The sequence below is a fragment of the Sphingomonas sp. genome (genome assembly GCF_032114135.1).
In the GTDB taxonomy this organism is placed as follows: Bacteria; Pseudomonadota; Alphaproteobacteria; order Sphingomonadales; family Sphingomonadaceae; genus Sphingomonas.
Genome location: NZ_DAMCTA010000001.1, coordinates 1,327,793 through 1,341,792, shown reverse-complemented (window position 1 = coordinate 1,341,792; position 14,000 = coordinate 1,327,793). Strand labels below are relative to the sequence as shown.

12 protein-coding genes, 1 tRNA gene and 1 riboswitch are annotated in these 14,000 nt (G+C 67.6%); of the genes, 7 read left to right on the top strand and 6 right to left on the bottom strand.

Features of this window, described 5'->3' with window-relative positions:
• Positions 1–29 precede the first annotated feature (29 nt).
• The 5 genes from RT655_RS06175 (at position 30) to RT655_RS06155 (ending at position 5,435) form a co-directional block, all read left to right on the top strand.
• Entirely contained in the window at positions 30–788 is a 759-nt protein-coding gene (locus RT655_RS06175; protein WP_313535581.1) for a hypothetical protein, read from the top strand.
• A 51-nt stretch (positions 789–839) separates the two neighbouring features.
• Entirely contained in the window at positions 840–1,841 is a 1,002-nt protein-coding gene (gene nadA, locus RT655_RS06170) for a quinolinate synthase NadA (protein ID WP_313535580.1), read from the top strand.
• Between the two features lie 1,067 nt (positions 1,842–2,908).
• Entirely contained in the window at positions 2,909–3,835 is a 927-nt protein-coding gene (locus tag RT655_RS06165) for a helix-turn-helix domain-containing protein (protein ID WP_313535579.1), read from the top strand.
• Between the two features lie 32 nt (positions 3,836–3,867).
• On the top strand, positions 3,868–4,713 hold the full coding sequence (gene nadC, locus RT655_RS06160) for a carboxylating nicotinate-nucleotide diphosphorylase (protein ID WP_313535578.1): 846 nt from the start codon (positions 3,868–3,870) through the stop codon (positions 4,711–4,713).
• An 11-nt stretch (positions 4,714–4,724) separates the two neighbouring features.
• Entirely contained in the window at positions 4,725–5,435 is a 711-nt protein-coding gene (locus RT655_RS06155) for a ribonuclease T2 family protein (RefSeq protein WP_313535577.1), read from the top strand.
• A gap of 135 nt (positions 5,436–5,570) precedes the next feature.
• Here RT655_RS06155 and RT655_RS06150 read toward each other — a convergent pair whose 3' ends face one another.
• Positions 5,571–5,990, bottom strand: a complete 420-nt coding sequence (locus RT655_RS06150; protein ID WP_121074879.1) for a DUF4112 domain-containing protein — start codon at positions 5,988–5,990, stop codon at positions 5,571–5,573.
• A 9-nt stretch (positions 5,991–5,999) separates the two neighbouring features.
• The gene (locus RT655_RS06145; RefSeq protein WP_313535575.1) at positions 6,000–7,460 is read right to left on the bottom strand and encodes an ABC transporter substrate-binding protein; all 1,461 of its coding nucleotides are present in this window, start codon (positions 7,458–7,460) and stop codon (positions 6,000–6,002) included.
• Between the two features lie 101 nt (positions 7,461–7,561).
• Between RT655_RS06145 and RT655_RS06140 the strand changes: the two genes are divergently transcribed.
• Positions 7,562–8,065 (top strand): NUDIX domain-containing protein, encoded by a 504-nt coding sequence (locus RT655_RS06140; protein ID WP_313535574.1) that lies wholly within the window; start codon positions 7,562–7,564, stop codon positions 8,063–8,065.
• Positions 8,066–8,139: 74 nt separating this feature from the next.
• A riboswitch (cobalamin riboswitch) is annotated at positions 8,140–8,355 on the top strand.
• Positions 8,356–8,535: 180 nt separating this feature from the next.
• A complete protein-coding gene (locus RT655_RS06135) occupies positions 8,536–10,533 on the top strand; it encodes a TonB-dependent receptor (protein ID WP_409530245.1) in 1,998 nt (665 codons plus the stop codon).
• A gap of 76 nt (positions 10,534–10,609) precedes the next feature.
• On the opposite strand, the gene RT655_RS06130 is transcribed toward RT655_RS06135, so the two are convergent.
• The 4 genes from RT655_RS06130 to RT655_RS06115 form a co-directional block, all read right to left on the bottom strand.
• A tRNA-Leu gene (locus RT655_RS06130) sits at positions 10,610–10,696 on the bottom strand.
• Between the two features lie 47 nt (positions 10,697–10,743).
• Positions 10,744–11,022, bottom strand: a complete 279-nt coding sequence (locus RT655_RS06125) for an integration host factor subunit beta (RefSeq protein WP_313535573.1) — start codon at positions 11,020–11,022, stop codon at positions 10,744–10,746.
• Positions 11,023–11,207: 185 nt separating this feature from the next.
• Entirely contained in the window at positions 11,208–12,920 is a 1,713-nt protein-coding gene (rpsA, locus tag RT655_RS06120) for a 30S ribosomal protein S1 (protein ID WP_313535572.1), read from the bottom strand.
• Positions 12,921–13,347: 427 nt separating this feature from the next.
• The gene (locus tag RT655_RS06115) at positions 13,348–13,977 is read right to left on the bottom strand and encodes a d(CMP) kinase (RefSeq protein WP_313535571.1); all 630 of its coding nucleotides are present in this window, start codon (positions 13,975–13,977) and stop codon (positions 13,348–13,350) included.
• Between the last annotated feature and the right edge of the window lie 23 nt (positions 13,978–14,000).

The following is a 14,000-nucleotide window of genomic DNA, read 5'->3' as shown; positions in this document are numbered from 1 at the left end:
TACCACGCCCGAATTGGAGGGGTGAGGAAATGGCAACGATTGTGCAGGCGCCGCATCGCGCGCGCACTGGAGACGCGCGTTTCTTTGTGGTGATGGCGTTCGTGATGGGGGCGATCGACGTCGCCGGCTTTTCGCTCAATCTCGCGGCCGGGCGATCCAGTTTCGCGGTACCGCCGATATTTCATGTCCATGCCTTCGTCTTTTTCGGCTGGATCGCGCTGTACATCACGCAGAATCTGCTGGTCGACGGCGGCTCGGTGGTGCTGCATCGACGGCTGGGCTGGGTCGCGCTGCTCTGGGTGCCGCTGATGGTGGCGCTCGGCACGCTGATGACGGTGCTGTCGGTACAGCATGGCGCGCCCTTCTTCTTCGACGTCCGCCAGTTCCTGATCAGCAATCCGCTGCAATTGCTGTTGTTCGCCGGGTTGGTCGGCGCCGCGCTGGTGTTGCGGCGGCAGACCCACTGGCACCGCCGACTGATGTTTTGCGGCATGGCGATCCTCACCGGTCCCGGGCTCGGCCGGTTGCTGCCGATGCCGCTGTTGATGCCCTATGCCTGGTGGGCGACGGTCATCGCGGTGCTGGTGCTGCCGACGATCGGTGCAATCGCCGACCAGCGCCGCTTGGGCCGTGTGCACCCCGCCTGGCTGTGGGGCATCGGGATGACGCTGGCGGTCCAGCTGACCGCCGATGCGATCGCGTTCAGCCCGCTGGGCACCGCCTTCACGCGCAGCATCACCGCGGGGACCGCAGGCGGCCATCGCCCGATCACGCCCGCCTTCCCTTGATCCTGTGCGCCAGCCGGGCCATGTGGCGGGCGCACAACGGGAGTTTTGGGAATGGACGCGCGCAACGGTATCGGCGGCAGCCTCAGCGGACTGGATCTCCGCGCCGAGATCGAGCGGCTGCGTGAAGAACGCAACGCGGTGATCCTCGCGCATTATTATCAGAAGCCCGAGCTGCAGGACCTCGCCGATTTCGTCGGGGACAGCCTGGACCTCAGCCGCAAGGCAGCGGAAACCGACGCCGACGTGATCGCCTTCTGCGGCGTGCGCTTCATGGCGGAGACCGCCAAGATCCTCTCGCCCGACAAGATCGTCGTGCTGCCCGACATGGACGCCGGTTGCAGCCTGGAAGACAGCTGCCCGCCCGACCAGTTCGCCGCCTTCCGCGCTGCACACCCCGATCACATCGCGCTGACCTATATCAACTGCTCCACCGAGGTGAAGGCGCTCTCCGACATCATCGTGACGAGTTCCTCGGCCGAGAAAATCCTCGCGCAGATCCCTGCGGACCAGAAGATCATCTTCGGCCCCGATCGCAATCTGGGCGGCTATCTCCAGCGCAAGACCGGCCGCGAACTGCTGCTGTGGCCGGGCGTGTGCATCGTCCACGAGGCCTTCAGCGAGACTGAGCTGCTCAAGCTCAAAGCCGAGCATCCCGGTGCGCCGATCGCCGCGCACCCGGAATGCCCGGCCTATATCCTCGACCATGCCGATTATGTCGGCTCGACCAAGGGCATCCTCGATTTCTCCAAGACGATGCCGGGCGACACGCTGATCGTCGCGACCGAGCCGCACATCATCCACCAGATGCAGAAGGCGATGCCGGAGAAGAATTTCATCGGCGCACCCGGTGCCGACGGCAACTGCAACTGCAACATCTGCCCCTATATGGCGCTCAACACGATGGAGAAGCTCTATCTTGCACTGCGCGACCTCAGCCCCAGGATCGAGATCGAGGAAGGGCTGCGGCTGCAGGCGAAGACAAGCCTCGACCGCATGCTCGAACTGGCGAGCGGCACCGTAGGGCAGGGCGATCTGGGACCGGTGCTGGCCTGATCGCCCGGGGGGGGATGGTTTCGGCCCCAGGTGACCCCGCCGACCGTCGTCTAGAGGCTCCCCAGCGTGGGCTGACGGGTCGTGCGCGGTGCGACGAGGCCGGCGGGCCGTGCAGGGCAACCGCACCGCGCCAACGCGTCTGGCCCAGTGGCGTCGTCCTTCGTCTGTGATTGGGGAACGACCCCGCCGCTCCCAAGCCCCGGCCACGGGGCCAAAACCCGCTACGCCATGGTGATCGCAACCATATCCTGTCGCTAGGCGAGGCCATCGGAGAGCACCGAGTCGAGTCGCGGTGGCGGCATCCCGAGGACCGGGATCGTCGGCGCCCAGCCGGCGCGAGGCGCGACGCAACCGCGGGCCGTGCGTTCGGCCTGGCCGTTCCGAATCGTGACGAGGATCGGCGCTTCTGCCACGTCCATGGACCGGGATCGTCGGCGCCCAGCCGGCGCGAGGCGCGATGCAACCGCGGGCCGGGCGTTCGGCCTGGCCGTTCCGAATCGTGACGAGGATCGGCGCTTCTGCCAAGTCCATGGACTGGGATCCGTCGGCGCCCAGCCGGCGCGACGCGCGGCGCGACGGCGGGCGGGCGTTCAACCTGGCCGTTCCGAATCGCGACGAGGATCGGCGCTTCTGCCACGTGCATCATAAGCGCCGCCGACCGGGCAAAGCCGATGGCCTAGACCGGGGCGCCACCGCGATCGAACCGGGCGGATTCGAGGGCGATCAGAGGGTTGCGACCGATGCAGATGCGGTCTGCAAGATGGTCGATCGACCAACCCGGCGCCACCCGCCGATCGCGCAGCGACGCTGCGGCGGCGGTCGCAGCTATCCGGACATTTTTCACGCGAGCCCCAAGCCCATTTTCCGGCAGCATTCCCTGTTTCATTTCGATACAGCGACCTCAGCTACGTCGACCAGCGCATTGATCTGGGCTAGTAACGATTCGCTATTTTCGGGTTACTCATTCTGGGTGGGGCGAATGAGGACTTGTGTTATCTTTCCCGCTGGGGCCGATTTTGCCGATGCAGGATATGATCCGATCCGCGCCTGTCGTCGATCGCAAGCACATGGCGATGCCACACGGTCGGCTGATCGTGCGGCTGATCGCAGCGCTGGAGACGACGATGGTCGCGGCCGGTGTCCGCGCGCTCGACGGCGATCTGGATCGAGCGATCATCTTCATGGTGGTGGCGCGGGCAAGCGAGATGCTGTCACCGCATGGCGCCGGCCATGCCCGCGGCGACGGGCGCGGCGCCAAGGCGATCAGCATCAATGCGCTTGCCGCGTCGCTCGGCCGCCCCTTCGAGACGATGCGGCGGCATATCCATGCGCTGTGCGCGGCGGGCCTGTGCGAACGCGGCCCGGCCGGGGTGACGGTGCCAGAAGCGGTGCACGCCCGCCCGGAGATCGTCGCGCTGTTCCGCGGCAACCACGATGCCCTGGTGGCGATGATCGACGACATGCGCAGCTTCGGCGTGGCGCTGCCGGAGACACGGGCGCATGTCTGCTATGACTGGCATACCGGGCTCGCTGCCGCGCACGACGTGTTGCTGACCGGCATCGAGTTCCACGCGCATCGCTTCCAGTCCTGGACCGATCTGGTGCTTGCCAATGCGATCCTCTGCGCCAATGCGCGCCCATTCGCCGAGAATCGCGATCTGGCGCTGGCCTATGCCGAGTTCAGTGCGTCACCGCCCGACGGACTGTGGCAGCCCGTATCCACCGGATCGATAGCACGCGCGCTGGGCCTGCCGCCGTCGACCGCGCACCGCCGCGTCGCCGCGATGATCGAAAGCGGGTGCCTCGTCCGCCGGGCGCGCGGCGTGGTGCTGACCGAAAAGGCACTGACCGACCCGGATCGGATCGAGGAGAGCCGAACGAGCATGCTGCACGTCCGCCAGATCCTGATCCGCCTCGCCGCCGGCGGCTTCCGCTTTGATCATCCCGCCGCCAACTATCTCGATGGAAGGCCGGCGCCGCTGCAGATCGCATAGACGCGCGCGGCGTGGGATTCTACAGCCCCGGCATGACCCTCTTGCTCCCCGATTTCGATGGCGACTCGTTCGTCCGCGCTACTCTGGCCGAGGATCTCGGCAGCGGCGGCGACATCACTGCCGCGGCGGTGATCCCCGCCGAGGCGCGCTTCGAAGGCGTGATGGATAGCCGCGATCCCATCACCGTCGCCGGGCTGCCCATCGCCGAGGCGTTCTTTCGCACGCTGGATCCCGAGGTGACGGTGGAGCGGCTGGTCGAGGACGGTGCGCAGGTGCCGCCGGGCACCGCGCTCCTGCGATTGCGGGGCAAGGCGCGGGCGATGCTCACCGCCGAACGCTCGGCGCTCAACACCGTCCAGCATCTCAGCGGTATCGCAACGATGACGCGGACCTATGTCGACGCGATCGCCGGCACCGGCGCGACGCTGCTCGACACCCGCAAGACGCTGCCAGGCCTGCGCGTCCTCGAGAAATACGCGACCCGGATGGGCGGCGCGACCAATCATCGCATGGGTTTGTGGGACGCGGCGATGATCAAGGACAACCATGTCGCGGTCGCCGGATCGGTCGAGGCTGCAGTGGCGCGGGCGGTGGCCGCGGGCATCGAACGGATCATCGTCGAGGTCGATCGCATCGACCAGATCGAGCCCGCGCTGGGTGCCGGCGCGACGCATCTGCTGCTCGACAATATGGCCCCGGCGATGCTGGGCGAAGCGGTAACGATGGTCGCCGGGCGGGTACCGACCGAAGCCTCGGGCGGGGTGCGGCTCGACACGATTCGGGCAATCGCCGAGAGCGGTGTCACCTATGTCAGCGTCGGCCGGCTGACCCAATCGGCCCCGGCGGCCGATATCGGCCTCGATTTCGCGAGCGTGTGAGGGAGATTCGGATGAAAGCGGTTCTGGGAAGCCTGGGCGTCCTCGCGGCATTGCTGCCTGGGGCGGCACTCGCGCAGGCGCAGATGTGCATGGCCCCGGGCAAGATCGAGCGGCCGCTGCCCGACCTGCCCAGCGCCAAGGAGCCGCAGCGGATCCTGCCGATCGGCAGCTATACGCTGGCGCTGACCTGGGCCCCGGGCTTCTGCCGCGCGCATGGCGAGGAGCCGGGCAAGGCGTTCCAGTGCGGCGGCAACAACCGCTTCGGCTTCACGCTCCACGGGTTGTGGCCGGACGGGCGCGGCAAGCTGTGGCCGCAATATTGCAAGGCGACCCCGATCCTGCCGCCCGCGCTGATTCGCAAAACGATGTGCGCGACGCCTTCCGAACAACTGATCCAGCACGAATGGGCCAAGCACGGCACCTGCATGAAAACGACGCCCGAGGCCTATTTCCAGCGCTCGACGGCGATGTATCGGGCGATCCGCTACCCCGACATGGCGGCGCTGTCGCAGGAGACGCTGACGGTGGGCGCGTTCAAACAGGCCTTCGCCGCGAAAAACCGAGCGATCCCCGCGAGCGCGATCCGCGTGACGACGACCCGCGAGGGCTGGCTCGACGAACTGTGGCTCTGCCTCGACACGCGCTTCCGCTACCGGCGCTGCGAGGCGGGGACGGGCGGCGCCGCGGACGATGCGACGCTGAATATCTGGCGGGGGCGGTGAGCCTAATCTGTTAAGCCCCTCCTCCTGGGAGGAGGGGTGGGGGGTGGAGGGATTCCAGACCGCCTGTTGGTCTCGGTGAGACACTGCCCCACCCCAACCCCTCCCCTGAAGGGGAGGGGCTAGGATAGGCAGACCTCACCCCTCGATCACCATGCTCGCCGGGTGGTGCTTGTCGAGATAGCGCTTGATCAGTCGCACGTTGCGGGTGTTCGAGCGGAAAAAGAAGTCGGGTACCGCGCCGACGAACGGGATCATCCCCAGGGCCCAGTCGACGCCGATATTGCCCGCCATCCGCGCGATGGTGCGCTTGGGCATGCCCAGGTTGCGCGCTTCCCAGGCGAGATAGGCGCCCATCGCCGCGGCGATGCTGGGGCCGACCGCCGGCACGAAATCGAGCAGCACGTCCAGGCCTACCTTGCGGCGGGTGCCGGGAATGGTCACCATGCCCTCCAGCAGATGCTCCATCGCCTCGATCCGCTGGCGCACCGCCGCGGCATCGGTGCCGATCGGGAGCCGCTGTGCGAAACCCTCATTCAGTCTAGTTGCCCGTGCCATTCCCTGACCTCACTGCTTGCGCAGATGGTTCAACGGGTGCCAGGCACGCGCGTTCCCCTGCCAGTTGGACAGGCGCAGCGCGACGATCGACCAGCGCAGTGGCTGGGCAATGGGGACAAAGGCAACGTCGCTCGCCAGCATGGCATCGGCCTCTGCGATGCGGTGAGTGCGATTGTAGAGATCGGGCGCATCGCGCGCCGCGGCGATCAGCGTTGCGGTGTCGTCCGAACAGGCGCGGCAGGCGTTCGCCAGATACCAGCGCCCGCTGTCATAGGGCGCGACTTCGTCGACGAGCGCAAGATCGGCGCGCGGATCGCCCAGGCCGACGCGATGCGGCGTGAGCCCGATGGCGATCATCGAGGAAGCAAGATGGCCCCAGAGCAAAGTCGCGCCTGCGCCCGCGGGCAGCGCAAGCGTGATGTCCACCGGCCCGGGATGCACCGCTTGCCATTCGCGCACCCGCTGGCTCGCGAGCGCGCGGCGCTGATCGGGGGCGACGGTCATCCAACTGCCGGGGGCGGGGGGGGCAGCCGAGTCCATCTGCGCGGGCAGGATCGTCTCGGCCGGGGACCAATCGGATGCAATCGCTTTGGCGAGCCCGCTGCGATCGATCGCCATGGCGATCGCCGCGCGGTTCTGCGGCGTGGCAAGAAAACCGTCGCGATGCAGGATGGCCAGCCCGAACAGCCCGGTGGCCGCATCCAGCCGGACGTTTTCGGGTGCGATGCCCGCCGCCTCGATGATCGGCCAGTCGACCAGCGATCCGCCGAGCACCAGATCGGAGGCGCCGGCGCGAAAGCGGGCGATGGCCGCGGCGGCGCGCTCCCCGCGCAGCCGGACATATTCCTGCGGCATCGGCGTTGCCCTTGGATCGTCGCCGGGCTCCTCCGCCGGACGCAGGAGCAGGCCCTCGCGCTTGCCCGGCATGATGCGGAACGGCCCCGACCCGGCGAAATTGCGTCCGCGGAACACCGCCATTTCCGGCTGGGCGAACAAGTTGAGAAGATCGGGGCGCGGGCTCTTCAGCCGCACCTCGATCACCTGCGGCGTCATTTCGACGATTTCGTCGATCACCGCGAGATAGGGTGTCAGCCGGCTCTTGGTATTCGCGGCCACCGCCCGGCGGAGCACGCGCACGATCTCGCCTGCGGTAACCGGCTGGCCATCGGGCCAGGTCGCCTCGCCCAAGCGGAAGATATAGCTCCGCGCATCGTCGAACACCGCCCAGCGTTCGGCGAGCGCCGGTTCGATCTGGCCGGTGCGATCGAAGCGGACGAGCCCCTGTGCGGTCGCAGCGAGCGCTGTCGCCTGCGCTGCGTCGATCGCGGTGGTGCTGGGATCAACCAACAGCGTCTCGCTGCCGATCGCGCTGACCACCACCGGCGTCGTGTCCTTGCGCTGCCCCGCGGGCCCGCCGCACGCGGTGGCGGCGAGCAGCAGGGTGATCACGGGCAGGCGCAGGCGTGGCATCGGCGGCTCCCTGGCGGCGAAACCCAAGCTCTATGGGAGCGGACCCGTGCTGCCAACCCCAATGGGTTCCGCGGACCGGTTGCCGGGCCTATCAGGCGAACATGGCATCGAATCGGCCCCGTTCGCATCCGGCCGTCGCGTCGGCGATCGCACTGGCGCTGCGCGGCTATCTGGCGGTGCGGACGATCGGCTGGTTCGTCACCCGGCCGCAGACGCGCGGAGTGCGGGCAATCGCGCTGACCCCGGCGGGCAAGGTGATCCTCGTCCGCCACAGCTATATCCAGGGCTGGCACCTGCCGGGCGGCGGACACGAGCGGCGCGAGACCGCCGAGGAAGCGGTGCTGCGGGAACTGCGTGAGGAAGCCGGTATGGTATCGCATGGCGCGGTGCGGGTACTCGGCACATTGCAGCACCGCCCCAATTTCCGTCGCGATATGGTGACGCTCGCGCTGGTCGAGCATGTCGAATTCGCCTTCCATCCCTCGCTGGAGATCGTCGAGGCGCGCGCCTTCAGTCTCGATGCACTCCCCGAGGGCGCCACCGCCGGCACCCTTCGCCGCCTCGCCGAATGGCGCGACGGCCGCCCCGTCGCCAGGGACTGGTAGGCGCAAGGTCGCGCTTGCCACGCCGTCATTCCCCCACTACCCGGCGTGCATTCGGCGACGGACCCCGTCCGCAGCCGAACCATGATCGCGCTGGTGCCCTGAGAGGGGCTTAAAAGGGAACGCGGTGTGGGCGAGTGCGCCCGAAGCCGAGGCTGTCCCTGCAACTGTAAGCGGCGAGCGAGATGCGCGGGCTTCGCCAAGGAAGCAGCCACTGGGCCCTGGGCCTGGGAAGGTGCGCATCGAGCGACGACCCGTGAGCCAGGAGACCTGCCAGCGAGAGGTCGCTCTTGCCCTGGCCCAGGGGATGGCCGTGGCACGGTTCTCCGTCTGAGCGACGAACGAGCGGTGGAGGCCGCATCGGTTCGTCTCGTGGCGCTCCCCGGCGTCCGCGCTCGAGGCGTGCCGGCCGTTCGCGAACGGCAGGACTCCGCCGCGTGTCGCTCGACGCCCGGAGAAGTCGATTGAGAACATTGCTATTTTCCAGCCTGGCCGCGGCTTCGGTCGGTCTTGCCGCCCCCGCATTTGCACAGGAAACGGAGGGCGAGGACATCCTCGTCTTCGGCCGCGGCGAGACCAAGATCGGCGTCGCCCAGGCAGCGAGCGAGGGCACCGTATCCGGCGCCGACCTGCTGGTGCGGCCGCTGCTGCGCGTCGCCGAACTGCTCGAGGCAGTACCGGGCATGATCGCCGCCCAGCATTCGGGCAGCGGCAAGGCGAACCAGTATTTCCTGCGCGGCTTCAACCTCGACCATGGCACCGATTTCACGACGTCCGTCGACGGCGTGCCGATGAACCTGCGCTCGCATGGCCATGGCCAGGGCTATCTCGACCTCAATGGCCTGATCCCCGAAATCGTCGGCCGCGAGGATTTCCGCAAGGGTCCGTACCGTGCAGACGGCGGTGACTTCGCGCTGGCGGGGGCGGCGGCGATGACGTCGATCACGGGGTTCGATCGGCCCTGGCTCTCGGTGGAGGGTGGCGCCTATGGCTATCGGCGGATCGCGGCCGGCGGTTCTGCCAAGGGGGTGGGCGCGGGTACGCTCACCCTGGTCGGCCAACTTCGCGCGTATGACGGGCCGTGGCAGGAGCCCGAGCATCTTCGCCATGCCTCGGGCTTCGCCAAATATGCGGCGCCACTGGGTTCCGGCACCATCGCGGCGACGCTGCACGCCTATCACGCGACCTGGCGTCCCACCGAGCAGATTCCCGAGCGCGCCATCGGCACCGCCGCCTGCCCGGACATGTTCTGCTCACCCGATCCGAGCGCGCGCGGCCGCACCACGCGGCTGATCGGCAATGTCGCCCTTCGCCAGCAGGGCTGGGACGGCAATGTCTACGGCCAGTTCTACGACTGGGCGATGACGTCCAACCCGACCTATGCCGATCCGGACGGCACCAGCGCGCAGATCCGCCAGTTTGACACCCGCTGGATTCTCGGCGGGCGTGGGGAGAAACGCTGGCAGGTCGCGCCCGCGCTCGCACTGTCGATCGGTGGCGAAGCGCGGTACGACCATATCGGCGATGTCGGCGTGGCGCGGACAGACCGGCGGATCCCGCTTTTCTCGCTCGGCCGCTATCATGTCGAGGAAAGCTCGGCCGCGGTCTATGGCGAGGCGCGCTGGACGCCGCTGGTCGGGCTGCGTTTGATCGGCGGGCTGCGCGGCGACGGCTATCGCTACACCGTCCGCGCACGGGATGCCGAGGCGTCGGCGCTGGGTACCGGAGCGGGGAGCGACGGCATCGTCTCGCCCAAGGCATCGATCGCCTATGCGCTCACGCCGCATCTGGAATTGTACGGCAACTGGGGCCGGGGCTTCCATTCGAACGACGTGCGCAGCGCGGTCAATGTCGAGACGCCGGTGCCGGTGCCGGTGCTGGTCCGCGGTACCGGCAAGGAGCTCGGCGCGCGCTGGCAGCGCGGCGGGCTGACGCTGACCGGCACCTATTGGTGGCTGGCGGTGGCCAGCGAGTTGCGTTTCGTCGGCGATTCCAATGCGGTCGAGCCGACGGGGGCGAGCCGGCGGCGCGGCTATGAGCTGGTCGCCTTCTGGCGGCCAGCGCCGTGGCTGGCGATCGACGGCAACTATACGGCCAGCCGTTCGCGCTACGACAATGGCGACCGCATCCCCAACGCGTTCGAGAATGCGGCGTCCGCAGGCGTCGCGGTGGTACGCGGCGGCTGGGAGGTCAGCCTCCGCGTCCGCCACCTCGGCCCCTATCCGCTGATCGAGGACAACAGCGTGCGCGACAAGGGCAGCACGGTGGTCAATCTGCGCGCCGCGCGCACGCTGGGCCGGTTGCAGCTCTATGGCGAATTGCTCAACCTGCTCGACAGCCGCGACAAGGACATCGCCTATGCGTACGAGTCCTACCTGCCTGTCGTCGATCGCGACGGCCCGCTGGAAGGGCGGTTGAGCCGCGTCGTCGAGCCGCGCACGTTGCGCCTCGGCGCGCGCATCCGCTTCTAACGGCCCGATGCGCAAGGCCCGGGTGTCGGCGGTGATGCCGATACCCGGGCCTTTCAGCGTGGATCCGACGCCATGCTGGTGCGGACGGCGGGACTCGAACCCGCACGCCTCGAAAGGCAGAAGATTTTAAGTCTCCGGCGTCTACCGGTTCCGCCACGTCCGCGTGGGCGGCAGGCAAGACGCTGCCGCACGCCGCGTGTCAAGCGCGGATCACATGTTGAGGCGGATGCGCATCTCTTTGCCTGGCTTGAAATAGGGGACGCGCTTGGCGTCCACGTCCACGGACTCGCCGGTCCGCGGATTGCGACCCGTGCGGGCATCGCGCGCCCGGGTCGAGAAGGCACCGAAGCCGCGAAGCTCCACGCGCCCATCTTCACTCAGCCGGCCGACAATCTCGTCGAAGAAGATCGAGACGATCTTTTCGACCTCCCGGACCGAAAGGCCGGGATTTTCCTGCACCAGCAATTGAACCAACTCAGACCGGATCATCCGGGCCCCTCCCTTGGCGAAAACGCGCCCCCCAATGGCCGCGCAACGGCTATCCCCAAGGAAACCTTAGCGCTTTTTCCCAATCTGCAGCAACCAGAAGATGTGGTTGACGCTGTCCTAAAATCAAAAAAGAAGGGCCCGGAAACCGCTTTCGCGGCGTCCGAGCCCCTCTTCAGGTCGAAAGATTAGTTGTTCTGGCTGCGGGCCTTGAGGGCCTCACCCAGAATGTCGCCCAGCGACGCGCCCGAGTCGGACGAGCCATACTGCTGCACGGCCTGCTTCTCTTCGGCGATCTGCATCGCCTTGACCGAGAAGGTCGGCTTCTTCGAACGATCGAAGCCGGTGACCATTGCGTCGAACTTCTGGCCGACCTGGAAACGCTCCGGACGCTGCTCGTCGCGGTCGCGGCCGAGGTCGGTGCGCTTGATGAAGCCGGTCGCGCCATCGTCGCCAACCTGCACTTCGAGGCCCGCGTCGCGGACTTCAAGGACGGTGACGGTTACGACCGAGTTCTTGCCCAGACGATCGGCGCCACCGGTCGAACCGGCAGCGGCGACGCCGCCACGCTCGAGCTGCTTCATGCCGAGCGAGATGCGCTCCTTGTCGGCTTCGACGGCCAGAACGATCGCGGTGACGGTCTCGCCCTTGCGGTGCAGCGCCAGCGCGTCTTCACCCGAGATGCCCCAGGCGATGTCGGACATGTGGACCATGCCGTCGACGTCGTTGTCCAGGCCGATGAACAGGCCGAACTCGGTGGCGTTCTTGACTTCGCCCTCGACGGTCGAACCGACCGGATGCTCTTCGGCGAAACGCTCCCACGGGTTCTGCTGAGCCTGCTTGAGGCCGAGCGAGATGCGGCGCTTTTCCTGATCGACCTCGAGCACGACGACTTCGACTTCCTGCGAGGTCGAGACGATCTTGCCCGGATGGACGTTCTTCTTGGTCCAGCTCATTTCCGACACGTGGACCAGGCCCTCGATGCCGGCTTCCAGCTCGACGAACGCACCATATTCGGTGATGTTGGTCACGCGGCCCGACAGCTTGGCGCCGACCGGGTACTTCGCGCTCGCGCCATCCCACGGATCGCTCTCGAGCTGCTTCATGCCCAGCGAGATGCGCTGCGTGTCACGGTTGATGCGGATGATCTGAACGCGGACGGTGTCGCCGATGTTCAGGACTTCCGACGGGTGGTTGACGCGCTTGTAGCTCAGGTCGGTGACGTGCAGCAGGCCGTCGATGCCGCCCAGGTCAACGAACGCACCGTAATCGGTGATGTTCTTGACGACGCCGTCGATCACCTGGCCCTCGGCGAGGCTCTGGATCAGGCCCGAGCGCTGCTCGGCGCGGGTTTCCTCGAGCACCGCGCGACGCGACACGACGATGTTGCCGCGCTTGCGGTCCATCTTGAGGATCTGGAAGGGCTGGGCGATGTCCATCAGCGGGGTGACGTCGCGCACCGGACGGATGTCGACCTGGCTGCCCGGCAGGAAGGCCACGGCGCCGTTGAGGTCGACGGTGAAGCCGCCCTTGACGCGGCCGAAGATGACGCCTTCGACGCGGGTGTTCTGGGCGAATTCCGCCTCGAGCTTGTCCCAGGCGGCTTCGCGGCGGGCGCGGTCGCGGCTGAGCATCGCTTCGCCGTTCGCGTTCTCGACGCGATCGACATAGACTTCGACTTCGTCGCCGACCTTGAGGTCCGCCTTCTGGCCGGGGGCTGCGAATTCGCGCAGCGGCACGCGGCCTTCGGACTTGAGGCCCACGTCGATGACGGCGAGGTCGTTCTCGATGCCGGTGACGGTGCCGATCACGACGCGGCCTTCAAAGCCGTCCGCCTGACCGAAGGTTTCGTCGAGCAGTGCCGCGAAATCGTCGCGGGAGGGTGATGCCGTAGTGGCCATAAAAAAGAGGTTCCTAACGTTCGTTTTTCCGGCCAGCCGGTTGGGTCCGGCGGTCTTGAGGGCCAGAATCGCCGCGGCGGCCGAATGCCGGTCGCGACATCCGTCGGTCGGGTTCAGGCAGGGGACGGCCGAGACGCGTCGGAACGCGAAAAGGGCGCATGGAAGACCGGCTCCCAGCGCCATCCCCCACGAGCACCCGCCCGCAGGATGCGCGCGCCTTACTGCGGATGGGGTGGAAACGCAAGGTTTTCGGCAGCTCCCAGCTCCTCCCCGGTACGGGGAGGGGGACCATTGGCGCAGCCAATGGTGGAGGGGCCGCGCCGTCAGGCGCGGGTCTCCGTCAGCGGGTGGGCACCGCCGCATGCTGCGGCGGCCCCTCCACCACGCACCTGCGGTGCGCGGTCCCCCTCCCCGTAGCGGGGAGGAATTAGTGGCTCGCCACCCGCTTCTTCTCGACAATCTCGATCGCGCGCTGCACGGCCGCGTCGATCGACAGGAAGCTCGTATCCAAGGTCACTGCGTCGGACGCCTGCACCAGCGGCGCCTCGCTGCGCTTCGAGTCGCGCTCGTCGCGCGAGCGGATGTCCGCCAGCACCTTGTCGAGGCTGACATTGATGCCGTTCTTGCGCAGTTCCAGATGTCGGCGCTGGGCGCGGATCATCGGGGTCGCCTTGACGAACAGCTTCACCTCGGCATCGGGCGCGATCACCGTGCCGATGTCGCGGCCGTCGAGCAGCGCGCCGCCGGGCTGCTGGGCGAACCGCTTTTGCCGGGCGAGCAGCGCGGCGCGCACCAGTGGGTGTGCGGAGACGATCGAGGCGGTCTGCCCCACTTCGTCGGTGCGCAGGAAGGGATCGGCGAGCAGCGCGTCGTCGAAGCCGCAGGCGGCGACAGCATCGGCTTCCCTGGTCGGGTCCAGCCCTTCGCGCAGTACCGTTGCGGCGACGGCACGATAGAGCAGGCCGGTATCAAGATGCGGCAAGTTGTACTGGCGGGCGAGGGCGCGCGCGATGGTGCCCTTGCCCGAAGCTGCCGGGCCGTCGACTGCGATAATCATGCGGTTCCCTCGCGAGACCCACG